This window comes from Actinophytocola glycyrrhizae (assembly GCF_042653545.1).
Lineage (GTDB): Bacteria > Actinomycetota > Actinomycetes > Mycobacteriales > Pseudonocardiaceae > Actinophytocola > Actinophytocola glycyrrhizae.
Map to the genome: position 1 here is coordinate 51,122 of NZ_JBHSIS010000003.1, position 22,870 is coordinate 73,991.

Sequence of the window (22,870 nt, forward strand, 5' to 3'; positions counted from 1 at the left end):
TCAGGGCGCTGAGCGCCCTGAATGGCCCATTGACGGCACCTGTTGTGCCGTGGACGCGCCTTTCGCAGCACCGAAGCCGGGCACTACGCGGGGGCGGCGCGGCGCCGATCAGCAGGTCGGCACAGGCGCCGAGCCGGGTCCGGGCGCCACATGGGCGGCCGACACGAACATGCCCTTGGCGAGCCGGTACCACTGGTCCGTCGTGCCCTGCGAGCCTTTCACCTGCTCACCGGCCACCACGCACTCGATGCGCACCTGCGCGTGCTTCGCCGCGAGCCCGACGTTCGGCGACTGGCTGTCGGGCCCCGGCCGGACGTTCAGCACCGGGCCGGATGTGCGCACGATCCCGTGCGGGTGCGTACCGGTCCACTGGTAGGTCACCGTGACCCACGCGTTGGTCTTGAGCTTGAGCCCGTCCCAGAACGTGCCGTCGGCGAGGTCGATGCCCGCCGGGTTCTTCACCTTCCGCCCGAACTGGTCCTTTCCGCCGTTGTAGCCGTCCTCGTACGCCGCCTGCGCCGCGGGTTTGCCCTGCGGCAGGTCACCCCACTGCTGCCGCACCCCGGGCGCGGCCCAGTAGTCGTCCCGCGTGTTCCACGGCCCGACGTCCCACGTCGGCGCCCACTCGCACCGGCCGTTGCCCGCGCACACCCGCACGCTGTAGTCGCCGGTCCCCTTGGCCGACAGCCCGCGCCGCGACGGCAGTGCCACGAAGTGGTCCCGCTGCACGATCTTGTGCCCGTTGGCCGTGGTGTGGCCGACCAACCCCTCCCGGGTCGCGAACACCCGGTACGTCAGCCCCGGTGTGGCCGCCGTGGCCCGTTGCCCGGTCACGGGGGTGATCGTCAGCGCGTCGACGCTGGGTGCGGCCACCCCGTCCGGCGCGCTGAGCACGACCCGGACCTCGACGTCCCGCGCCGCGGCGGACAGCACACCGGGTGCGTCCGGCCGGATCTCCGCCCACTCGGTCCACCGCCCGGCGGTCCGCCCGCGCACGTCGACCGCGACCTCGGCGCCGTCGGGCACGGTGCTGGTGACCGTGGCCGTGAACGCGTTGGCCGGTGTGGCGAGCGTGTGCGGGTACGACGCCATGCCGGTGCGTGCCGCCGACTCGGCGCTCGCGGCACGGTTGTCGGCCGACCCGAGCCGCAACGGGCCGGTCTCGACGTTCGTGCTGCCCGCGCCCGGCTCGGCCAGGCCGACCTGCCAGCCGGTGGCGGCGGAAGCGGAGGGCACCGCGAGGAGTGAGCCGGTGAGCACAGTGCTGACCAGCAGGTAACGGCTCAGCTTCATCCATTGAGCCAAGACCGGTTTCGGTGATCTCGCAACCGGAAGGGTCAGTGCCCGGGTAATCGGTCCCGCGGAACGACCCGGTTGCCGTCCAGGTCGACCTTCATCGCGGGCGGCGCCCCGTCAGTGCTCGCGGCGCCACGGGAGCCAGTTGCGGCCGCGGCCAACAGCCCGAACCGTTCCAGGGCGGCCACCAGCACGAGCAGGAACACCAGCCCGGGTAGTGACATGGCCCACAGGACTCCCATGCGGTGTCAACGTGCGCCGCCGGAGTCAGGTTCCGCGAAGCAGGTCCTTTACCCCGATCCGGTCCACCTTTCCCGGTCCCAGCAACGGAAGGTGACCGACGACGCGGATGAGCTTCGGTGCGGCGGGGCCGCCGAGCCGTTCCCGCACGGCCGCCCGCAACGCGCCGACCTCCGGTGGGGCGGCGGGATCGGTGGGCACGACGGCCGCGGCCACGAGCTGGCCCCACTCCTCGCTCGGCAGGTCCACGACACACGCCTCGGCGACACCCGGTTGGGCGGTCAGCACCTCCTCGACCGCGGTGGGTGCCACCTTCACCCCGCCGGTATTGATCATGAAGTCGGTGCGGCCGAGCACCTTCAGGGTCCCGTCCGGCCGCAACTCGCCCGCGTCCGTGGTCCGGAACCAGCCCTCCGCGAACGCCGTCGCCGTCGCGGCCGGGTCGAGCCGGTACCCGGTGGCGAGCACCGGGCCCGCCAGGTGGATCACACCGTCGGCGAGCCGCACCCGCACGCCGTCCAGCGGTGTCCCGTCGTACACGCAGCCACCTGCGGTCTCGGACATCCCGTAGGTGGTGGCGACCGGCACCCCGGCCGCGCGTGCCCGCGCGAGCAGCGGCCCCGGTGTCGCCGCGCCGCCGAGGAGCACGGCGTCGAACGTCCGCAGCGCGTCGAGCCCCTCGGGGGTGTCGAGCAGCCGCAGCAGTTGCGTCGGCACGAGGGAGGTGTAGCGGCGTGGCCCGCTCATCGTGGCCGCCGCCTCGGCGAACGAGCGCGGGCCGCGGAGCACGGGCGGCAGACCCGCCAGCAGCGACCGGACGATGACCTGCACACCCGCGATGTGGTGTGCGGGCAGTGTCAGCAGCCACTGGCCCGGCCCGCCGAGCCGGGCGTGCGTCGCGGCCGCGGACGCGGACAGCGCGGCTGCCGACAGTTCCACCCCCTTGGCCTCGCCGGTCGACCCGGAGGTCGCGACCACCACGGCGGTCCCGGCAAGAACCGGTTTCTCCGGCGCCATGGCGGCACGCAGCGCCCGCGTGCGTGGTTCCTCGGCGGACAGCGGCAGAACCGCTGGTCCACCGGCCAGGGCGGCGGCGAGCGCGGTCACGATCCCGGAGTTGTCCACAGGCGTCAGCAACACGATCGAAATTGTCGGTCACCGGACATAGGCTCCGCGCCATGACATCGACCAGGCCGGCACTCGACGAGTCGCTCAGGGACGCGTACCTGCGCAGACTGGGCTTCGACGCGCCGCCGCCCGCCACCGTGGCGACGCTCCACGCGGTGCACAGGGCACAGGTCGAGCGCGTGCCGTACGAGTCGGTCTGGGTCTGGCTGGGCGAGCGCCGCACGATCGAGCCACTCGACTCGGTGCGCTACCTGGTGAGCGGCCGGGGCGGCTACTGCTACCACCAGAACGGCGCGCTGGCGACGCTGCTGGGCTGGCTCGGCTTCCGCGTGCACTGGCACGTCGGCGGTGTGCAGGGCCATCCGGACGCGAGGCCGAACGTGGACGGCAACCACCTCGCGCTGACCGTCAGCGGGCTGCCGGCCGAGGACAACCCGGGCGGCGAGTGGTTCGTCGACGCGGGTCTCGGCGACGGCCCGCACGAGCCGATGCCGTTGCGCACCGGCACCTGCACGCAGGGCCCGCACACCTACGGCTTACGCCCGTCCGGGGTCGCGCCCGGCGGCTGGCGGTTCGACGCCGACCCGGCCATGTCCTTGCACGGCATGGACTTCACGCCCGGCGAGACGACCCCGGACGACCTGGTCGCCGAGCACGAGCACCTCCAGTCGGCGCCCGAATCGAGCTTCGTGCGCACCCTGGTGGCGTTCCGCCGGGACGCGGACGGCGTCGACTTCTTACGCGGCCGCGTGCTCAACCGCCTCGACACCACCGGAGAGACCACCCGGGAGCTGACGAGCGCTCCCGAGTGGCACACCTGCCTCGCCGACGTGTTCGGCCTTCCCTTGTCCGATGTGGACGCAAAGAGAAAGACGTTGTTGTGGAACAGAGTCACGGCAGCCCACGAGAAAGGCTCGCCGGTTCACGTCAGTAGTAGTGGGGAAAGCGCGACCAGTCCGGTGGGCGCTTCTCCAGGAACGAGTCGCGGCCCTCGACCGCTTCGTCGGTCATGTACGCGAGGCGTGTCGTCTCGCCCGCGAAAAGCTGCTGCCCCACCAGTCCGTCGTCGATCAGGTTGAAGGCGTACTTCAGCATCCGCCGCGCCGTCGGCGACTTGCCGTTGATCTCCGTCGCCCATTCCAGGGCCGTCGACTCCAGCTCGGCGTGCGGCACGACCGCGTTGACCGCGCCCATGTGGTGCATGTCGGCGGCGGTGTAGGTGCGGCCGAGGAAGAAGATCTCCCGCGCGAACTTCTGGCCGACCTGCCGGGCGAGGTAGGCGGACCCGAAACCGCCGTCGAAGCTGCCGACGTCGGCGTCGGTCTGCTTGAAGCGGGCGTGCTCCTCGCTGGCGAGCGTGAGGTCACAGGTGACGTGCAGGCTGTGGCCGCCGCCCGCGGCCCAGCCGGGGACCACGGCGATCACCACCTTCGGCATGAACCGGATGAGCCGCTGGCACTCGAGGATGTGCAGCCGCCCGGCCCGCGCTGGGTCGACCGTCTCCGCCGTCTCGCCGGACGCGTACTGGTACCCCGTGCGGCCGCGGATCCGCTGGTCACCGCCGGAGCAGAACGCCCAGCCGCCGTCCCGCGGCGAGGGCCCGTTGCCGGTCAGCAGGACACAGCCGACGTCGGCGGTCATCCTGGCGTGGTCGAGGGCCCGGTACAGCTCGTCGACGGTGTGGGGCCGGAACGCGTTGCGCACCTCGGGGCGGTCGAACGCGATCCGCACGGCACCGGTCGAGACGGCGCGGTGGTAGGTGATGTCTGTGAAGTCGAACCCCTCGACGACCTGCCACGCGGTCGGGTCGAACAGCTCGGACACGGTCGGGGTAGCCACGCGCCCGAGCATATGGGTGGACAGAAATCGCGGGGCCTGCGACCGCCGTGTCAAGCTGGGGCAATGCGGGATGTCGAGGCCGTCGTCGAGGAGCTCGTGGACCGCGACGACGCCGGGCTGGTGGTCGCCGCCTGCTGGTACGACGTCTCGAACGACCGTCCGAACTACCTGATGTCGCAGTTCGACGTGCAGAACTTCCTGTGGCTCACGCTGCCGCAGCTGCTGCGCGAGCCGCCCGGCGACCTCAGCCCGATGCCGGACTGGCGCGCGGTCGTGGAGGAGGCGGCGTGGTTCTTCGAGCGGCTCGACCAGCCCCGGTACGCCGCGCTGTGCCGTGACGACCGGACCAGGCAGATCCTGGCGGCCGCCGACGACCCGCTGCACAGCTTCGAGCTGTACGCGGTGGCCACGCACGAGTCGGGCGTCATGCCGCCGCCGGGCCTGCGCATCACCTGGCTGGACCGGCCGGGCCCGCGCGAGGAGGCCCTGTACGACGCGATCACCAGGGCACTCGAACGGGCGATCGCGTCGGGTGAGCTGGACCCGGCCGACGAGTCGAAACGCCTGGCGGTGGCTGCCGGTGTGCTCGAACAGCCACCGGACGGGCACACGGAGACCATGCAGGAGCTGATGCTCGCCGAGCGCATCGCCCGGCTGTACGACATGAGCGGCAGTCAGATCCTCCGTGAGCTGCTGGTCAGGGTCGCTCCGGACGTCGCGAACCCGATGGACCTGACCCCGGAGATCCTGCTCGCCGGCACGCGGCCCCTCGCCCAGGTGGTGCACGCGGGCGAGGGCTCGCCGCCCATGACGGCGGTCGCGGAGAAGTTCGGGCTGCTGGACCACCTCGGTGAGCTGACCGACGACGGAGAGCGTGCGCTCACCCACCCGGTGCTGCTGTTCGAGGCGGTGGTGAACGGCATCGCGGCGCCGGCGGACCCGGTGGCGCGGCAGGCGGTGCTGCCGCTGCTGGCCATGCTGGTGCTCGGGGACGTCGTCGACGTCGACATGCTCGTCGACCGCCTCGGCGTGGTGTTCTTCGAGACAGGCGCGCACGACCTCCCCGGCCCGAGCGATACCGTGCGGGAGGTGGTGGCGGAGCTGCTGGCCGACATGCACACGGCCGGCGTGCTGACCGCCCCCGGCGAGCACCAGCGCCTGACCGACTACGGCAGGCGGGTGGCCCTCGCCGGGATCCGGGCGCGGGCGATGCAGGGAGCGGAGCAATGAGCGTGCGAACCGTGGAGGCGGGTGGCGTGTGAACCCCTCCACAGCCCAGGCCATGGTCATCGTCGACGAGCTGGTCCGCAACGACGTGCGGCACGTGGTCGTCTGCCCGGGGTCGCGCAACGCGGCCATCGCGATGGCGCTGCACGAGGCCGCCGGGGCGGGCAGGCTCACCATGCACGTCCGGATCGACGAACGGTCCGCGGGCTTCCTCGCGCTCGGGCTCGCCAAGGCGAGCGGGCGGCCCGCCGCGGTCGCCTGCACGTCCGGCACGGCCGTCGCCAACCTGCACCCGGCCGTGCTCGAGGCGTTCCACTCCGGTGTCGGCCTGCTGCTGCTCACCGCCGACCGCCCACCGGAGCTGCACGGCACCGGCGCCAACCAGACCATCGACCAGCGCGGCCTGTTCGGCCCGGCCGCGGTCCCGGTCGAGTTCCCCGTCGCCGAACGGCGCGAGGGCCAGAACCAGGTGTGGCGTGGTCTTGTCTGCCGCGCGGTCGCGCAGGCCGAGGCCGGGCGGCCGGTGCAGGTCAACATGCCGTTCCGGGAACCGCTGGTGCCCACGTTCGAGCCGCGCTGGCCAGAGCCGCTGGAGGGCAGGCCGGAGGGACTGCGCTGGACGACCTCCGCCGCGCCGGTCACGATGGCGGGCAGCCGCGTCGACTTCCCGTTGCCGGCACGGACCCTGATGGTCGTCGGCAGTGGGCGCGACGACCGGGCGCGGGCGGCGGCGGCGGTCGCCGCGAGTGCCGGGTGGCCCGCGGTCGCGGAGCCGTCCGGGCAGGCGGCGGCACTCGCGGGCGGCGCGGCTGTGCTCCGGTGCGGTGCGTTGCTGCTGGCGGCGGGCGAGCTGCCGGTGTCGTTACGGCCCGAGGCCGTGATCGTGGTCGGCCGTCCCACGCTGTCGCGCGGGGTGCGTGGACTGATGGGCCGCGCACCGGTGTACGGCATCGGCGACCATCCACAGTGGACGGATCCGCAGTATGTCGCCACGCACGTGCGCGGCTGGCTCGACCTCGACGACATGTCGCGTGTGGACGGTGTGGACCCGGGCTGGTTACCGGCGTGGCGGGACGCCGACGCGGCCGCGGTCGACGCCGTGGAGAAGCTGCTGGCCGAACAGGAATGGCCGACCGGGCTGCGGATCGCGGCCGAGGTGCTGGACGCGTTGCCCGCGGGCGCCGCGCTGTTCCTCGGCTCGTCGAACCCCGTTCGGGACGTGGACCTGGTCGCCGAACCGAGGTCGGACGTGGTGATCCACGCCAACCGCGGCGTGGCGGGCATCGACGGCAACGTGTCGACGGCCGCGGGCATGGCGCTGGCGGCCGATCGCCCGGCGTACGCGCTGATCGGTGACCTGACGTTGCTGCACGACCTCAACGGCCTGCTGGTCGGCCCGCCGGAACGGCGCCCCGACCTGACGATCGTCGTGCACAACGACGACGGTGGCGGCATCTTCACGCTGCTCGAACAGGGCGCGGCGGAGTACCAGCCGAGCTTCGAGCGGGTGTTCGGCACCCCGCACGGGGCCGACCTGGAGTCGCTGTGCCGCGGCTACCACGTGGCGTACACCCGTGCCGGCACCGCCGACGAGTTACGCGCGGCTCTCACGCCGCGGCGTGGGTTACGCGTCGTGGAGGTCCGGTCGGACCGCGCGCTGCTGCGCGACCTGCACGCCCGCCTCCGCGCCACGGTGGCGGACGCGGCACTGCGTTAGCGGCGGGTTGTTCGTCACCGGTCCGGGGGAGCGGTCGTCGCGGGCTAAGGTGATACGCCCAGCCGAACTGCCGGAGGAGCTCCACGATGATCGCAGCCGATTCGCCGAAGCTCGTGTGGCGCAGGAGCAGCCGGAGTGGTGCGGACGGCGACTGTGTCGAGGTCGCGTCGATCGAAGGGGTGCTCGCGATGGTCCGGGACTCCAAGGACCCCGCCGGGCCGGTGCTGGCCTTCCCGGCGGCCGCGTGGGTGTCGTTCCTGCCGAGGTGAGCACCTGGCTTCTCGGGGACCGGCTCGTCAACCGGGTCGGGTTCGGGGCGATGCGGCTGCCCCAGACCGGTGCCGCGTTCGAGCCGGGCAGCCCACCACGCGACCGCGACCAGGCCATCGCCGTGCTGCGCACGGCGGTCGAACTCGGCGTCAACCACATCGACACGGCGGCGTTCTACTTCTCGTCGCTGCGGTCGGCGAACGAGCTGATCAACTCCGCGTTGTCGCCGTACCCGGAGGATCTGGTCATCGCCACGAAGGTCGGGCCGAGCCGGGACCCGGCGGGCGGGTGGCGGCCCGCCGCCGGCCCCGGCGAGCTGCGTGGGCAGGTCGAGGAGAACCTCCGCCAGCTCGGGCGGGACCACCTCGACCTCGTGTACTTCCGCGCCGACGGGCCGGACGACCTCACGGACCGGTTCGCCGCGCTCGCCGAGCTGCGGCAGGCCGGGCTGATCCGGCACCTGGGCATCTCCGCGGTCGGGCCGCGGCAGCTCGCGCAGGCGCAGGCGGTCGCGCCGGTGGTGGCCGTGCAGAACTCGTACGGTCTCGGCTACCGCCCGCAGCAGGACGAGTTCATCCGGCTGTGCGGCGAGCAGGGGGTGGCGTTCGTGCCGTTCTTCTCCATCACGGGTGCCAACCGCGAGGCGGGCGGCGGCACCGACGCGGCGGTCCGTCTCGCGTGGACACTCGCACGCGGTCCGCACGTGCTCGTCATCCCGGGCACCGGGGACCCCGGGCACCTCGCGGAGAACGTCGCCGCGGGCCACCTGCGGCTCTCCGCCGAGGACATGGCGCGGCTCGACGCGCTGCACCGCGCAGGCGGCGCATGACCGACCGGCGCCACCCTCACAGCGCGGCGAGCCGGTCCAGCACCTCCTGCCGCACCGCGGGCGGCGCCCACGACGCCTCGATCGCGTTGCGCTGCAACGTGACCAGCTCGTCGCGGGTCAGGTCCAGCTCCTGCTGCACGGTGACCAGGTTCTCCAGCACGTACGCGGTGAAGTAGGCCGGGTCGTCGGAGTTCACGGTGACGCGCACACCCTCGTCGAGCAGCCGCCTCAGCTCGGCGGACTTGGTGCCGTCGGTGACGAACCGGTTCGACACCGGGCACAGCGTCAGGCCGATCCCCCTGCGCTTCACCTCGGCGACGAGCTCGGAGTCCTCGAGGATGTTGACGCCGTGGTCGACCCGGTCGACGCCGATGTCCATGACCGCCTGCCGGATGTGCTGGACCGCGTCCTGCTGGTCGACGTCGCAGTGCATGGTGAGCAGGTAGCCCTCCTGCCGTGCCCGCGCGAACACGGCGGCGAACTTCGACGGCGGGTTGCCGCGCTCGTCGGAGTCCAGGCCGACGCCGACGATCCAGTCCTTGTACGGCAGCGACTCCAGCAGCGTCGCCATCGCGTACTCCGCCTGGAAGTCCCGCAGGAAGCACATGATCAGCTGTGAGTGGAGGCCGAGGACGCGGCGGGCGTCGAGCTGCGCGCGGCGCAGCCCGCGGATCACCGTGCCGAACGGGATGCCGCGGGACGTGTGGCCCTGCGGGTCGAAGAAGATCTCCGCGTACACGACACCCTGGGCCGCCGCCTTCTCGAAGTAGGCGTAGGCCAGCTCGTAGAAGTCGGGTTCGTGCACCAGCACCGACATGCCCTCGTAGTAGCCGACGAGGAACGACGTGAGGTCGTGGAAGTCGTAGGCGGGGCGAGACGGCAGCGTGACACCGTTGCGTGCGGCGAGCCGGTCCCGCAGCCCGGGCTCCAAGGTGCCCTCGATGTGCAGGTGCAGCTCACTTTTCGGCATCCGCCGGATGAAGTCCTCCATGTGGTGAGCCTAGGCGCGTGGCCTGGCCGGGAGGTGCGCACGATCGTGGCGTGCCGAACAAGACCCCACGATCGTGCGTGCGGTGTGTGGACAGACGGAGGGCCCCGCACCTCGTGCGGGGCCCTCCGTTGCCGTGTTACTTCGTGCCGATCCGGATCTTCATGGTCGTGCCCTTCACCGAGACGACGCGGATGGTCGTGCCGGTGGCCGGGAGTTTCACGCCCGCGTTCGGCTGTTCGGCGTACCAGTACTTCCTGGTGTCGTCGAACAGCGGGACCGCTGCCTGGCCGCGGATGTAGCTCGGCTTGCCGTTCACGTGCAGGGTGAACGAGTCCGCCTTCTTCAGCGAGAACGGCGCGTCGTAACCGGCGATCCGCTCACGCCACGGCACCCCCTCCAGGTTGTAGATCGGCGCGGGGTGCGCGTCGACCGGCAGCGCGAGGCCGCCGCCGTGGTGCTGGCTGGTGTTGTTGTCGGTGTACGAGGTGTCCCAGTACCAGACGCCGAGGCCGGTCTGGTACGGGAAGTGCTCCACCCAGTCCGTGTTGGCCGGGTCGACCACGTTGTACGGCCCGGTCCTCATGTACTGGCCGTACGACTCGTACGTGCGGTGCGACGCGATGTAGAAGTTGTCGAACATGACGGTCTCGGTGGCCTGCGCGGCGCGGAAACCGTTCAGCGTCCAGCCGTTGGCGCCGCTCTCCGCGCCGTCGGTGAACACCGGCTGCCCGTCGGCGGTGATCGTGATCTCGTCGGCGAAGAAGCCGTCCTCGGCCACGGCGCCGTCGGTCTTGTACCGGAACCGCAGCTGTGCCGACGTGCCCGCGAGCGAGTCGAGCGACACGTGCATGTCGGCCCACTCGCCGCCGGTGGTGCCGGTCAGCGCGGGCTGGTTGTCGGCGTCACGCGTGAACGGCTGGCCGTCCACGGTGCCGTCGAGCGCCTGCCACGTCGCGCCGCCGTCCGTCGACGCCTGCACGTACAGGTAGTCGAAGTCCACCTCGATGCTGTAGCGGGTCTGCAGGTCGAGCGAAGCGCTCGTCTTGCCGGTCAGGTCGACCGTGCGGGTCATCGTGGTGTCGATGTCGTCGCCCTTGGTGCTCCACCACTGGTTGGCGCCGGCGGCGGGCTGGCCGTAGGCGAACTCGACCGGCTTGTCGGGCAGCACCACGACGACCGCCTGCGGCTTCGCCGAGTTGTACTCGTGCGGGCCGAGGTTGAGCGTTCGCGACTGGCCTGCCACCGCGACCTCGTAGTCCAGCCAGCCCATCTGCAGCTTCGACCACGGGTCCATGTCGTTGACCCGCGAGCCGAGCACCTCACCGGGGCCCGACACGCGCTGCTGCGCCATCAGCGACCACCAGTTGACGTGGTTCTGGCCGCCGCTGCCGGAGAAGTCGTACAGGTCCGGCAGGCCGAGGTCGTGGCCGTACTCGTGCGCGAACACGCCGATGCCGCCGTTCTCCGGCTGCACCGTGTAGTCGCCGACCCAGAGACCGGTGTCACCGATCTGCGCGCCGCCCTGGAGGTTGCCGTCGGGGCCGGAGGTGGTGTTGGAGTACACGAAGCTGCGGTGGCTCCACAGCGCGTCCTCACCCTGGATCGGGTCACCGTCGGCCTGGTCGCCGCCCGAGTGCACGATCTGGAAGTGGTCGATGTAGCCGTCGGGCTCGTCGAAGTTGCCGTCACCGTCGTGGTCGGTGCGGTCCCACACGTCGTACTCGGCGAGCTGGGCCTTGACCTCGGCCTCCGACTTGCCCGCCGCGAGCTGGTCGCTGTACCACTGGTTCACGCCGTCGGCGACGAGCGCGTAGGAGTTGCTGCAGACGTTGCCGCCGCACGGGTAGCCGTTGGAGCGGCCGTAGCGGGCCTCGTTGTAGCGGACCTTCACCCAGTCGGTGACGTGGCCCTCGACCGTGTACCGGCCGGAGGACTGCTTGTCGTAGTAGTTCGCGACCGAGTCGGCGCCGGGATCGGTGGAGAAGTACAGGTCCTGGTAGTGCTCGCGGCTGTAGTCGGGCTGCCAGATCGTCGAGTTGTCCCTGGAGCGGTCCGGCTCGGGGATCTCGTTGTGCAGCGGGCCGTCGAACTTGACCGGGCCGGGAGTCGTGGGGTCGGTGTCCTGGTCAGGGTAGTTCGGGTGCCGTTCGTTGCCGAACTCGGTGAGGACCACGAAGATTTTGTCGGTCTTCTCGCGGCTCAGTTCGACGTACTGGTCGACTTTGCCCTTCTTTGTCCTGTTCTTGGACTTGGGCGCGGCTTTCTCACCCATCTTGACAACGGTGCTGGAGCCGCGTTTCTCGGCCTTCTTCTCACCGCTGAGCACGTCGGCGAGGGCTTCCTGGCGCAGCGCGCGGCGCTTCTCCTCAGCGGGGCCTGGCAGGTCGTCCACCGGTGCGGCGACGGCCTTCGCCTTGTCCGCCGCGGGTGGCGCCGCCTGCGCGGTCGGTCCGAGTGCCGTCAGCCCGGCCGCCACCACGGCGGCGCTCGTCAGGCCGACGAGAATTCTTCGTTGCAACGCATCCTCCAGGATCGACTGAGCGCTGATCACCCGATGGGCTGACCTGGCGCGCAGCGCGATATTACGTACAGCGAATATGTTTGGGACCCGACGAAAGGAGTAATCCGAAAGGAGTAAACAGTTCGAGTTGGGCCAGGTGGTCGAAGGAAACGGTCCGAGACGGCTATCGCGTGGACGCCATGCCGCCGAACGGGTGATGCCGGGAGCTAGGCTCAGGGGCGTGACCCAGGTGAGGGACGGCCGGAAGCCGCTGGTGCTGCGGTGGGTGACGCGGGGCCTGCTGGCGTTCGGCGCGATCGTCACGTTCCTGGGCGTCGTGCTCGTGATCGCCGCGTGGACCGAGGACATCGCGATCGACGGCGACATCGGCTACGCCGACGCGGAGGTCGTCTCCGACGACTTCTCCCGCACCCTCGTCCGCTTCTACTCACCCGACGGCGCCGAGCACATCCCGCAGGTCGGCGTGCTGTACCCGGCGGGCCTGACGGCCGGCGACGTCGTCGAGGTCGAGTACAACCAGGAGAACCCCGAGCTGGTCCGCGTCGCGGGGCGCGGCGCCGTGGTCACGCTCCTGCCGGTCGGCGTCACGCTGCTCGTGATGTGGGCGGTGCTGATCCCCGCGGTGTGGTGGCTCCGCCGCCGGTTGTAACACTTCTCCTCAATTCGCGCGTTCGCGTGTAACATCGGGTCGTGGGTGAGGACGACTTCAAGCGGCTGGTCGAGGCCGAGCAGCGGATCGAGCCGCGGGACTGGATGCCCGACGGCTACCGCCGCACGCTGATCCGCCAGATCGCACAGCACGCGCACTCCGAGATCATCGGCATGCAGCCGGAGGCCAACTGGATCAGCCGGGCGCCGTCGCTGCGCCGCAAGGCGATCCTGCTGGCCAAGGTGCAGGACGAGGCCGGGCACGGCCTGTACCTGTACGCGGCGACCGAGACGCTCGGCGCCGACCGGGCGGACCTCACGGACAAGCTCGTCGAGGGCCGCCAGAAGTACTCGTCGATCTTCAACTACCCGACGCTGAACTTCGCGGACGTCGGCGTCATCGGCTGGCTGGTCGACGGCGCCGCGATCTGCAACCAGGTGCCGCTGTGCCGCACCTCGTACGGGCCGTACGCGCGCGCCATGATCCGCATCTGCAAGGAGGAGTCGTTCCACCAGCGGCAGGGCTACGAGCTGCTGATGACGATGATGCGGGGCACCGACGCGCAGCGGCGGATGGTGCAGGAGTCGGTGAACCGCTGGTGGTGGCCGTCGCTGATGATGTTCGGCCCCTCGGACGCGGAGTCGTCGAACACCGCGCAGTCGATGGCGTGGCGGATCAAGCGGCACACCAACGACGAGCTGCGGCAGAAGTTCGTCGACATGTCCGTGCCGCAGGCCGAGGCGCTCGGCGTGACGCTGCCGGACCCCGAGCTGAGGTGGAACGCCGAGCGTGGCCACCACGACTTCGGCGAGATCGACTGGGACGAGTTCTGGCGGGTGGTGAACGGGAACGGGCCGTGCAGCCGGCAGCGGGTCGAGCACCGGCGCAAGGCACACGAGGACGGCGAGTGGGTCCGGGCGGCCGCGACGGCGTACGCGGCCCGGACCGCGTCGTCGGAGGAGGTCGCATGACCGGCTCGGCCAGGTCCCGGTGGCCGCTGTACGAGGTGTTCGTGCGCGGCAAACGCGGGCTGAACCACGTGCACGTCGGCTCGCTGCACGCGCCGGACCCGGAGATGGCGCTGCGCAACGCCCGTGATCTGTACACGCGGCGCAACGAGGGCGTGTCGATCTGGGTCGTGCCCGCGGCGAAGATCACCGCGTCGTCGCCGGACGAGAAGGACTCGTTCTTCGCGCCCAGCGGCGACAAGGTGTACCGGCACCCCACGTTCTACGCGATCCCGGAGGACGTGCCGCACCTATGAGCTTCGACAACGCGTACGACGCCATCACCGATTCCGGCGACGACCAGCACTGGGCGTTCGGCACCGGCTTCGACGACCCGCTGTCCGGAGTGGACAGGGCGCTGCCCGCCGGTGTGTCCACCGAGGACCTGACGGCGTACTGCCTGATGCTGGCCGACGACGCGCTGATCCTGTCGCAGCGGCTGACGGAGTGGTGCTCGCGCGCGCCGGAGCTGGAGGAGGACGTCGCGCTGGCGAACATCGCGCTGGACCTGCTCGGGCAGGCGCGGCTGCTGCTGACGCGCGCCGGTGAGGTCGAGGGCGCGGGCCGCGACGAGGACGCGCTGGCGTACCTGCGCGACGAGCACGAGTTCCGCAACGTGCGCATGGTGGAGATCGACTGCGGCCCAGGCCCCGGCGGCGACTTCGCCGTGACGATCGCGCGGCTGCTGGTGTTCTCGACGTGGCGGCTCGCGGTGTTCGGGCGGCTGGTGTCGTCGAGGGACCCGGTGCTGGCGGCGATCGCCGAGAAGGGCGTGAAGGAGCTGGCATACCACCGCGACCACGCGGCGCAGTGGACGCTGCGGCTGGCGGGCGGCACGGAGCTCTCGCGGGAACGGATGGTCGCGGGGCTGGCGCTGGTGTGGCCGCTCCAGGACGAGCTGTTCACCACCCACGAGGTGGAGGCAGCGCTGCCGGGGGTGGCGGTGCCCTCGGCGGACGTGCGTGCCGAGGTCGACGGGGTGCTGGACCAGGTGTTCACCGCGGCGGCGCTGGACCGCCCGGACGTGGCCCCCATGTCAGCGGTGGCGGGCAGGACCGGCCGCGACGGCGTCCACACGGAGGCGATGGGCTACCTGCTGGCCGAAATGCAGCACCTGGCGCGCTCGCTACCAGGGGCGAAGTGGTGAACACCGCCCACGCGCGCCCGGTGCCCAACCCCCACCCTGTCCCGGGGGCGTCCCGCCTTGCCAGCTTACCGGTGCCCACCGACATTCGCGGGGGTGAAGTGCGTGCCTGTGGATAACCTGCCCACCTGTGGACAAGCTCGCGCCATCGCCGAGCAGGTGCTCGATCCCGAGCTGCCCGTCCTCACCCTCGCCGACCTCGGCGTGCTCCGCGACGTGCGGGAGGACGGTGAGGGCGTGACGGTCACCATCACGCCCACCTACTCCGGCTGTCCCGCGCTCGACGAGATGCGCGCCGACCTGCGCCGCGCGCTGCTCGCCGCCGGTTACGAGCGGGTCGAGATCCGCACCGCCCTCACACCAGCCTGGACCACCGACTGGATCAGCGAGGACGGCCGCCGCAAGCTCGTCGAGCACGGGATCGCGCCACCGCAACACAAAGCCGGGCCGGTCACGCTGAACCTCACGCCGCCGACGTCGAAGGTCCCCTGCCCCCGCTGCGGGTCCGTGCGCACCACCGAGCTGTCCCGTTTCTCGTCCACCGCCTGCAAGGCACTGCGCCGCTGCCAGGACTGCAGCGAGCCGTTCGAGCACGTCAAGGAGATCTGAATGGCCCGCCCCGCCTTCCACGAGCTGCCGGTCGCACGCGTCGACCGGCTGTGCGCGGACGCGGTCGCCGTCACCTTCGACGTCCCGCCGCACCTCGCCGCCACCTTCACGTTCCGGCCCGGCCAGTACCTCACCCTCCGCCAGGACGTCGACGGCACCGAGGAACGCCGCTCCTACTCCATCTGCGCACCCGAGGGCGCCGCGCCCCGCATCGGCGTCCGGCGCGTCGAGGACGGGCTGTTCTCCGCCCGCATCGTCGACCGGCTCACCCGGGGCGACACCCTCGAAGTCCTTCCCCCGCAAGGGAAGTTCACCCCCGACGAGACGACCGGGCACCACGGGTTCATCGTCGCGGGCTCCGGCATCACACCGGCACTGTCCATCATGGACAGCGTGCTGACCGCGGGCGGACAGGTGACCCTGCTGTACGGCAACCGCCGCACGGACACCGTGATGTTCGCCGACGACCTCGCCGACCTGAAAGACCGCTTCCCACAACGGTTCCAGCTCGTGCACGTCCTCTCCCGCGAGCCACGTGACGTCGAGCTGTTCTCCGGTCGTCTCGACGCCGACCGGCTCACCACGCTGCTCGGCACCATCGTCCCGACGTCCGATGTGGACCACTGGTGGCTGTGCGGCCCCTACGGCATGCTGCAGGACGCGGACGTCGCGCTCACCGCGCACGACGTGCCCCGGCAGCGGATCCACCGCGAGCTGTTCTACGTCGACGAGCCGCCGCCGGTGCCCAGGCGCGCCGACGAGTCCACGGTGGAAGGCCCGGTCGCCGAGGTGACCGTGGTGCTCGACGGCCGCGAGACCACGCTGAACCTGCCGGCCGACACCCCGATCCTCGACGCGGCACAACGCGTGCGGGCCGACCTGCCCTTCGCGTGCAAGGGCGGCGTGTGCGGCACCTGCCGCGCCAGGGTCACCGCGGGCGAGGTCGAGATGCGCCGCAACTACGCGCTCGAGGAACACGAGGTCGCGGCCGGATTCGTGCTCACCTGCCAGGCGCTGCCGCTGTCGGCCGGGGTCACCGTGGACTACGACGCCTAACTCTTGGCGCAACGTTCGCCAGGACGTCATGCCTGCGTTCCTCCCGCGGCAGTGCGGGTTTGCGACGGTCGTGCCGTGCGAGTCGCCATCGTCACTGAGAGCTTTCTGCCGCAGGTCAACGGTGTGACGAACTCGGTTCTCCGCGTCGTCGAGCACCTGCGGCTGCGAGGTCACGACGCACTGGTCGTGGCACCCGGACCGGGCCCGGAACGGTACCGGCACGCCGCGGTCCGCCGGGTCCGCGCGGTCGACCTGCCCGTCATCAGCTCGCTGCCGATCGGCGTGCCGTCGCCGAAGGTGCACGCCGCGCTGGCGGAGTTCGAACCGGACGTCGTGCACCTCGCGTCGCCGTTCGTGCTCGGCGCCGCCGGACTGAGATCCGCCCGGCGCCTCGGGGTGCCGACCGTCGCCGTGTACCAGACCGACGTTGCCGGTTTCGCCGCCGCGTACGGGCTCAGGCACGGCGCGCGGGCGGCGTGGCGGTGGATCCGCAAGCTGCACGCCGGAGCGGACCGCACGCTGGCGCCGTCGCACGCCTCGGTGCGCGCGCTGACCGACCACGGGGTGCCGCGTGTGCACCGCTGGGGGCGTGGCGTGGACACCGAGCTGTTCGCACCGCACCGCGCGGACCTGCGGCTGAAGTCGAGGCTGGCGCCGAACGATGAGCTGCTCGTCGGCTACGTCGGCAGGCTCGCGCCGGAGAAGCACGTGCACCGCCTCGCCACGCTGAACGGCCTGCCAGGCGTGCGGGTGGTCGTCGTCGGCGAGGGCCCGGAGGAGGAGAACCTGCGGCGGCTGCTGCCGGACGCGACGTTCCTCGGTTTCCGCACCGGCACGGAGCTGGCGACCGCGTACGCGTCGCTGGACGTGTTCGTGCACCCCGGCCCGTACGAGACGTTCTGCCAGGCAGCGCAGGAAGCGCTCGCGTCCGGACTTCCCGTGCTGGCACCGGACGCGGGCGGTCCGCGTGACCTGGTGACGCACGACCACACCGGTTACCTGCTGGAGCCGTACGACGACAACCGGTTCGCTGGTGAGCTGTGGTCCTACGTGGAGCTGCTGCGGGAACGCGGGCTGCGCAGACGACTCGGTGCGGCGGCGCGGGAGTCGGTGCTGGAGCGGACGTGGGAGGCCGTTTGCGACGAGCTGCTTGGGCACTACGAGCAGGTGAGCGCCAGCGTGCTGGCGGCGTAGCGGGTGTCGTAGGGTTCGGTCATGTCACGTGCCGGACTGGACAAGAACCCCCGCGACGTGGCCGAGATGTTCGACGGGGTGGCCAAGGGCTACGACCGGACCAACTCGGCGATGACGATGGGTTTCGACCGCCGCTGGCGCTGGTTGACCAGACGCGTGCTGGACGCGAGCCCCGACGAGCGCATCCTCGACCTGGCGGCGGGCACCGCGGTGTCGACGACCGAGTACGCGAAGTCCGGCGCGTGGTGCGTCGCCGCGGACTTCTCGCTGGGCATGCTGAAAAGCGGTGCGCACCGCGACGTGCCGAAGGTCGCCGCGGACGCGTTCCACCTGCCGTTCGCCAGTGACTCGTTCGACGCGGTCACGGTGTCCTTCGGGCTGCGGAACATGAGCCCCACCGTCGAGGCGCTGCGCGAGATGTGCCGCGTCGTGCGCCCCGGCGGGCGGCTGGTGATCTGCGAGGTGTCGCAGCCGCCGTTCCGGCCGATCCGTTGGCTGCACTACAACGTGGTGCTGCGGCTGCTGCCGATGATCACGCGGCCGTTCTCGTCGAACAAGGACGCCTACTCCTACCTGGCCGAGTCCATGCGCCACTGGCACGACCAGCGCGAGCTGGCGCTGCTGATCTCGGAGGCGGGCTTCGACGAGGTGGAGTGGCTCAACCTCACGTTCGGCGTGGTGGCGCTGCACAGGGCCGTCAAACCGGCCGCCCTCCCGCAGGCGTAGTTGTCCACAGCCGCACCAGTTGTCCACAGGCAAGATCGACATCCCCCCACCCGTCAGTGGGTACCGGTAAGCTGGCAAGGCGGGACGCCCCCGGGAACGGGTGGGGGTTTCGCTACGGTCCTGGGGGCTGCCGCGCGCGAGGGAAAGTGCTGGTCAGCGGTGTTCTCGGCGGATCGTGTGCCAGTGGGTGACCTGGCGGATCACCTGGCTCAGCAGGATCGCGGCGACCAGGAGCAGCAACGTGCTGACCGTGCCGTACAGCGCCGCCGACCTCAGGTCCTCGATCGTCACCGCACCGCGCGTCTCGATCCGCGGCAGCGCCACCACCAGCACGTCCGCGAGGATCGTGTACCACCACGCGCGCACCAGCGGGCTCTGGCCCAGCCCGTCCACGCGGTACGTGTCCGCGGGCACGCCCGGCTTGCTGGTCCGCCAGATGTCGTCCACGACCTGCCGGGGGAACCACAGGTTCACGACCGGCACGAACCAGGCGCCGATCGTCCAGCCGCGCGACCTGCGGTGCTCGGCACGGCAGAGGCGTTCGGCGTTCAGCCGCGCCCGCCACAGCCACGTCAGGAACACCGTCGCCGCCGCGGCCAGCGCCAGGAACGTCAGCCACGCCGCGCCCATCGCCAGGTTGTCCGCGCTCACCAGGTCCGCGACGCCCATCCCCGGCTCGCCGGCCACGTAGTCCGCCACGACCCGGTAGCGGCGCCAGTCGGTCCACGTCGCGAACAGGTTCGCCGCGCAGCTCACGAACAGCAGGGTCGTCGCCACTCTCGCGATCGACCCCAGTGGGCGCAGGTCCGGTGTCCGGGCGGGTGACAGCGGGTCCTGACGCGTCAACGGGCCCCCCAGGTGTGCGTTGTGACACTCTGAAATCGTTCGTCAAGATGTGTCTGTTTCGGCACACGGCTGGGTTGTTCTCGCCGGGATAAAATGCACACAGTTCGTGAACGTTTTCACAAGCACGAGGGAGCCGTCATGGGAACGCCCAGCCGACGCAAGCCGGCCGAGGACGCCGAGGTCATCGTGGTCGGCGCCGGGCCGGCAGGCTCGACAGCGGCGACCTACCTCGCCCGCGCGGGCCTCGACGTCCTGTTGCTGGAGAAGAGCTCCTTCCCCCGCGAGAAGGTCTGCGGCGACGGCCTCACGCCACGCGGTGTGAAACAACTCATCGACCTCGGCATCGACACGCGCGAGGAGGCGGGCTGGCTGCACAACAAGGGCCTGCGCGTCGTCGGCGGTGGCGTCACGCTCGAGCTGGACTGGCCGGACCTCGCGTCCTTCCCGCCCTACGGCGTGGTCCGCCCGCGCCAGGACTTCGACGAGATGCTCGCCCGCACCGCCCAGCGCGCGGGTGCCCGCCTTCTCGAGCAGACCAACGTCACCGGCGCCGTCACCGACGAGCGCGACGGCCGGGTCGTCGGCGTCACCGCCAAGGTCGGGCCGGAACGCGAGCCCGTCACCTACCGGGCGCCGATCGTCCTCGCGTGCGACGGCGTGTCCGCGCGGCTCGCGCTGTCCGTCGGCATCGAGAAGGTCGAGAGCCGCCCGATGGGCGTCGCGGTCCGCCGGTACTACGCGTCGCCGCGCAGCAAGGACGACTTCCTCGAGTCGCACCTGGAGCTGTGGGACCGCGCCAACCCCGACGAACCCCGGCTGCTGCCCGGCTACGGCTGGATCTTCGGCATGGGCGACGGCACCGTGAACGTCGGGCTCGGGATCCTGTCCACCTCCAAGGCGTTCGGCAAGACCGACTACCGCGCGCTCATGCGGTCCTGGCTCGACGGCACCCCGGAGGAGTGGGGTTTCCGCGAGCACAACGCGATCGGCAAGGTCGGCGGCGCCGCGCTGCCGATGGGTTTCAACCGCACCCCGCACTACTCGCGCGGGCTGCTGCTCGTCGGCGACGCCGGTGGCATGGTCAACCCGTTCAACGGTGAGGGCATCGGTTACGCCATGGAGTCCGCGAAGATCGCCGCCGAGGTGGTCGTGCAGGCGCTGGCGCGGGCGGAGGGACCGGCGCGGGAGAAGGCGCTGCACGGGTACCCGGTCGCGATGAAGCAGGCGCTGGGCAGCTACTACCGGCTGGGCAACATCTTCTCCAGGCTCATCGGCAACCCGCTCGTGATGCGCACCGCCACCAAGTACGGGCTGCCGCGCCAGACGCTCATGAAGCTCGTGCTGAAGCTGCTCGCCGGACTGTACGACCCGAAGGACGGCGACGCGTTCGACCGGATGATCACCGCGGCCACGAGGATGGCGCCCAGCGCGTGAGGACCCCCGGCACGGGGGCCATGCCCTGAAAGGCGCGTTCGGGACGCTCAACGCCCTGAAAGCGCCTTTCGGGACATCGGGGCGGTAGCCGGGGGCCGCGTCACGACGTGGTGGTCGGCGTGGTGGTGGTCGTCGTCGTGGTCGTTTCCGAGGTGGCCTCGGTTGTCGTGTGCCCGGGGCTGTCCGTCGTGGTCGGGACATCCGGGGTGGCCGGGACGTCGGTGGTCGTGATCTCGGGGGCGGGTGGGGTGCCCGGCTGCAGGTCCCGGTTCGCGGTCAGCGCGATCGTGGTCGTGATGGCCGCGGCGACGACGGCGCTCGCGGCGGCGCCCGCGCCCCAGCGGGCGAGGCGGATGCGGCGGCCGCGGCGGGCGATGCCGTCCGCGGTGAAACCCAGCGGTGGGCCCGGTTGTTCACCCACCGAGGTGAACAACGCCTTCAACCGGTCGTCCTCGTGGTCCACGACTCACCTCCCGCCCTTGGACAGCACGTCGAAGTGCGGGCCCAGCCGTTTGCGCAGCGTCGCGATGCCGCGGGCCGCCTGGCTCTTCACCGTCCCGGCCGAACAGTCGAGTGCCTCGGCGGTGTCCTCGACGGACAGGTCGTTCCAGTACCGCAGCACCAGCACGGCCCGCTGTCGTGGTGGGACGGTCGCCAGCGCCGCCTCCAGCAGCATGCGCTGGTCGGGGTCGCCGTCGGCCACCGGGGGCTCCGGCAGTGACTGCGTCAGGTGCTCCCGCCGTCGCCACAGCCGGCGGTTCTCCGCGAGGAAGGTGCGCACGACGACCTTGCGCGCGTAGGCGTCCATGCCGCTGTCGCGCAGCCGCGGCCACGCCAGGTACAGCTTCGTCATCGCCACCTGCGTGATGTCCTCCGCACGGTGCCAGTCGCCGCACAGCAGGTACGCCGTGGCGCGCAGCGCGTGCGCGCGCGCCGCGAAGTACTCGCTGAATTCCTCCTGGGTTCCCACCGCCGCCGAGTATGCCAGCGGAAACCGGTGCAACCCCCGCGCGTGCTCGCGGCATAGGTAGCCACGTGCAGAGAACTCTTGCCCCGCGCCTGACCGCGCACGTGCTGGCCCCCGCCGCGGTGTACCTCGCCGTGCGGCTGGCCGGGCTGGTCGTGCTCGCGATCATGGCCGGCGCCCACGACCGCACGCTGCTGGACGTGCTGACGTCGTGGGACGGCGACTGGTACCTGTCGATCGCCGAGCACGGGTACACCCACAACGATGGGCTCGTCGACGCGGCCGGCAACTTCACGCAGGACACCACGCTCGCCTTCTTCCCCGGATACCCCATGCTGATCAGCCTGTTCACCGTCGCACCGGTGCTCGCGGGGCTGCTGATCAGCCTCGCCGCCGGGTTGACCGCCGCATACGGCATCACGCGCCTGGCCGACGACCGGCGCACCGGGCTGGTCCTCGTCGCGTTGTTCGCGTCAACGCCGATGGCCGTGACGCTGTCGATGGTCTACTCCGAGGCGCTGTTCAGCGCGTGCGCCGCCTGGGCACTGGTCGGGGTGATGGAACGGAAGTGGTGGCTCGCCGCGCTGTGCTGTGTCGGCGCCGGGCTGGTGCGGCCCAGTGCGGGCGTGCTGATCCTCATCGTGATCGTCGCGGTGGTGCTGCACGGCCGCACGTCCCGAGGGGTGTTCGCGGCGATCGTGTGCCCGCTGGGACTTGGCGGGTTCCTGCTGTTCGTCGCGGACCGGACGGGCAACCTGTTCGGCTGGTTCGCACTGCAGGAAGCCGGGTGGGGCACGACGTTCGACGGCGGCGTGAACACCGGCGAGTTCGTCGGGCGCGTGCTGACCTCGGACGCGCCGCTGATGGAGACCGCGAACGTGCTGACGGTGCTGGGCGCGGTCGTGCTGTGCGTGGTCGTGGTGGTGCGCGGGCTGCCGTGGCCGCTGGTGGCGTACGGCATCGGGCTCGTCGTGATGACCGCCGGGTCCAGCGGGGTGACGTACTCGAAGATGCGCCTGCTCGTGCCCGCGTTCACGCTGCTGCTCCCGGTCGCGGCCGGGCTGGCGCGGCGGCGGACCGGCACCGTGCTCGCCGTGCTGTCCGCCACCGCGCTGCTGTCCGGCTGGTTCGGCGGCTACGCGCTCACCGCCTGGCCGTACGCCATCTAGGAAGGCGCGTC

Annotated in this window: 23 protein-coding genes and 1 pseudogene; 15 read left to right on the forward strand and 9 right to left on the reverse strand. The window is 71.2% G+C overall.

What is annotated here, in order from left to right; all coding sequences use genetic code 11:
• Nucleotides 1-108: 108 nt before the first annotated feature.
• From ACFPCV_RS06300 to menE, 3 genes are read right to left on the reverse strand one after another with little or no spacing between them, the layout of a single operon-like run.
• A complete protein-coding gene (locus ACFPCV_RS06300; RefSeq protein ID WP_378055085.1) occupies nucleotides 109-1,293 on the reverse strand; it encodes a hypothetical protein in 1,185 nt (394 codons plus the stop codon).
• Between the two features lie 44 nt (nucleotides 1,294-1,337).
• Entirely contained in the window at nucleotides 1,338-1,538 is a 201-nt protein-coding gene (locus ACFPCV_RS06305) for a hypothetical protein (RefSeq protein WP_378055086.1), read from the reverse strand.
• A 25-nt stretch (nucleotides 1,539-1,563) separates the two neighbouring features.
• Nucleotides 1,564-2,676 carry an o-succinylbenzoate--CoA ligase gene (gene menE, locus ACFPCV_RS06310; protein ID WP_378055087.1) on the reverse strand — a complete coding sequence of 371 codons (1,113 nt, stop codon included), beginning with the start codon at nucleotides 2,674-2,676 and terminating at the stop codon, nucleotides 1,564-1,566.
• A gap of 38 nt (nucleotides 2,677-2,714) precedes the next feature.
• On the opposite strand from menE, the pseudogene ACFPCV_RS06315 reads away from it, so the two are divergent.
• Nucleotides 2,715-3,503 (forward strand): annotated as a pseudogene (locus ACFPCV_RS06315) (arylamine N-acetyltransferase family protein); the annotation flags it as partial.
• 88 nt (nucleotides 3,504-3,591) lie between these two features.
• Here the strand turns inward: ACFPCV_RS06315 and ACFPCV_RS06320 are convergent.
• The gene (locus ACFPCV_RS06320) at nucleotides 3,592-4,503 is read right to left on the reverse strand and encodes a 1,4-dihydroxy-2-naphthoyl-CoA synthase (protein ID WP_378055088.1); all 912 of its coding nucleotides are present in this window, start codon (nucleotides 4,501-4,503) and stop codon (nucleotides 3,592-3,594) included.
• Between the two features lie 63 nt (nucleotides 4,504-4,566).
• Between ACFPCV_RS06320 and ACFPCV_RS06325 the strand changes: the two genes are divergently transcribed.
• From ACFPCV_RS06325 to ACFPCV_RS06340, 4 genes are all read left to right on the forward strand, one after another.
• Entirely contained in the window at nucleotides 4,567-5,733 is a 1,167-nt protein-coding gene (locus ACFPCV_RS06325; RefSeq protein ID WP_378055089.1) for a hypothetical protein, read from the forward strand.
• A gap of 28 nt (nucleotides 5,734-5,761) precedes the next feature.
• A complete protein-coding gene (gene menD / locus ACFPCV_RS06330) occupies nucleotides 5,762-7,447 on the forward strand; it encodes a 2-succinyl-5-enolpyruvyl-6-hydroxy-3-cyclohexene-1-carboxylic-acid synthase (RefSeq protein ID WP_378055090.1) in 1,686 nt (561 codons plus the stop codon).
• 86 nt (nucleotides 7,448-7,533) lie between these two features.
• Complete coding sequence (locus tag ACFPCV_RS06335) at nucleotides 7,534-7,716, forward strand: DUF397 domain-containing protein (RefSeq protein ID WP_378055091.1); 183 nt, start codon at nucleotides 7,534-7,536, stop codon at nucleotides 7,714-7,716.
• Nucleotides 7,713-8,546: an aldo/keto reductase gene (locus tag ACFPCV_RS06340; protein ID WP_378055092.1), complete on the forward strand. Its 834-nt coding sequence runs from the start codon at nucleotides 7,713-7,715 to the stop codon at nucleotides 8,544-8,546. The genes ACFPCV_RS06335 and ACFPCV_RS06340 overlap by 4 nt, the downstream gene beginning before the upstream one ends.
• 16 nt (nucleotides 8,547-8,562) lie before the next feature.
• Here ACFPCV_RS06340 and add read toward each other — a convergent pair whose 3' ends face one another.
• Together add and ACFPCV_RS06350 are read right to left on the reverse strand one after the other, a co-directional pair.
• Nucleotides 8,563-9,537: an adenosine deaminase gene (add, locus tag ACFPCV_RS06345; RefSeq protein WP_378055093.1), complete on the reverse strand. Its 975-nt coding sequence runs from the start codon at nucleotides 9,535-9,537 to the stop codon at nucleotides 8,563-8,565.
• A 136-nt stretch (nucleotides 9,538-9,673) separates the two neighbouring features.
• A complete protein-coding gene (locus ACFPCV_RS06350; protein ID WP_378055094.1) occupies nucleotides 9,674-12,055 on the reverse strand; it encodes an immune inhibitor A domain-containing protein in 2,382 nt (793 codons plus the stop codon).
• 223 nt (nucleotides 12,056-12,278) lie between these two features.
• On the opposite strand from ACFPCV_RS06350, the gene ACFPCV_RS06355 reads away from it, so the two are divergent.
• From ACFPCV_RS06355 to ACFPCV_RS06390, 8 genes are all read left to right on the forward strand, one after another.
• A complete protein-coding gene (locus tag ACFPCV_RS06355) occupies nucleotides 12,279-12,707 on the forward strand; it encodes a DUF3592 domain-containing protein (RefSeq protein ID WP_378055095.1) in 429 nt (142 codons plus the stop codon).
• 41 nt (nucleotides 12,708-12,748) lie between these two features.
• A complete protein-coding gene (paaA, locus tag ACFPCV_RS06360; protein ID WP_378055096.1) occupies nucleotides 12,749-13,678 on the forward strand; it encodes a 1,2-phenylacetyl-CoA epoxidase subunit PaaA in 930 nt (309 codons plus the stop codon).
• On the forward strand, nucleotides 13,675-13,971 hold the full coding sequence (gene paaB / locus ACFPCV_RS06365; protein ID WP_378055097.1) for a 1,2-phenylacetyl-CoA epoxidase subunit PaaB: 297 nt from the start codon (nucleotides 13,675-13,677) through the stop codon (nucleotides 13,969-13,971). Before paaA ends, paaB begins: the two co-directional genes overlap by 4 nt.
• Complete coding sequence (gene paaC, locus ACFPCV_RS06370; protein WP_378055098.1) at nucleotides 13,968-14,861, forward strand: 1,2-phenylacetyl-CoA epoxidase subunit PaaC; 894 nt, start codon at nucleotides 13,968-13,970, stop codon at nucleotides 14,859-14,861. Before paaB ends, paaC begins: the two co-directional genes overlap by 4 nt.
• A gap of 102 nt (nucleotides 14,862-14,963) precedes the next feature.
• Nucleotides 14,964-15,467 carry a 1,2-phenylacetyl-CoA epoxidase subunit PaaD gene (gene paaD / locus ACFPCV_RS06375; RefSeq protein WP_378055099.1) on the forward strand — a complete coding sequence of 168 codons (504 nt, stop codon included), beginning with the start codon at nucleotides 14,964-14,966 and terminating at the stop codon, nucleotides 15,465-15,467.
• A complete protein-coding gene (gene paaE, locus ACFPCV_RS06380; protein ID WP_378055100.1) occupies nucleotides 15,468-16,523 on the forward strand; it encodes a 1,2-phenylacetyl-CoA epoxidase subunit PaaE in 1,056 nt (351 codons plus the stop codon).
• 123 nt (nucleotides 16,524-16,646) lie between these two features.
• A complete protein-coding gene (locus tag ACFPCV_RS06385; protein ID WP_378055101.1) occupies nucleotides 16,647-17,717 on the forward strand; it encodes a glycosyltransferase family 4 protein in 1,071 nt (356 codons plus the stop codon).
• A 21-nt stretch (nucleotides 17,718-17,738) separates the two neighbouring features.
• Nucleotides 17,739-18,443 (forward strand): demethylmenaquinone methyltransferase, encoded by a 705-nt coding sequence (locus ACFPCV_RS06390; RefSeq protein WP_378055102.1) that lies wholly within the window; start codon nucleotides 17,739-17,741, stop codon nucleotides 18,441-18,443.
• 153 nt (nucleotides 18,444-18,596) lie between these two features.
• Here the strand turns inward: ACFPCV_RS06390 and ACFPCV_RS06395 are convergent, their stop codons facing one another.
• Nucleotides 18,597-19,289: a DUF4328 domain-containing protein gene (locus ACFPCV_RS06395; RefSeq protein ID WP_378055103.1), complete on the reverse strand. Its 693-nt coding sequence runs from the start codon at nucleotides 19,287-19,289 to the stop codon at nucleotides 18,597-18,599.
• 138 nt (nucleotides 19,290-19,427) lie between these two features.
• Between ACFPCV_RS06395 and ACFPCV_RS06400 the strand changes: the two genes are divergently transcribed.
• Entirely contained in the window at nucleotides 19,428-20,723 is a 1,296-nt protein-coding gene (locus tag ACFPCV_RS06400; RefSeq protein WP_378055104.1) for a geranylgeranyl reductase family protein, read from the forward strand.
• 100 nt (nucleotides 20,724-20,823) lie between these two features.
• Here the strand turns inward: ACFPCV_RS06400 and ACFPCV_RS06405 are convergent, their stop codons facing one another.
• Entirely contained in the window at nucleotides 20,824-21,186 is a 363-nt protein-coding gene (locus tag ACFPCV_RS06405; RefSeq protein ID WP_378055105.1) for a hypothetical protein, read from the reverse strand.
• Between the two features lie 3 nt (nucleotides 21,187-21,189).
• Complete coding sequence (locus tag ACFPCV_RS06410; RefSeq protein ID WP_378055106.1) at nucleotides 21,190-21,693, reverse strand: SigE family RNA polymerase sigma factor; 504 nt, start codon at nucleotides 21,691-21,693, stop codon at nucleotides 21,190-21,192.
• A gap of 65 nt (nucleotides 21,694-21,758) precedes the next feature.
• On the opposite strand from ACFPCV_RS06410, the gene ACFPCV_RS06415 reads away from it, so the two are divergent.
• Nucleotides 21,759-22,859 carry a hypothetical protein gene (locus ACFPCV_RS06415; protein ID WP_378055107.1) on the forward strand — a complete coding sequence of 367 codons (1,101 nt, stop codon included), beginning with the start codon at nucleotides 21,759-21,761 and terminating at the stop codon, nucleotides 22,857-22,859.
• Nucleotides 22,860-22,870: the final 11 nt, after the last annotated feature.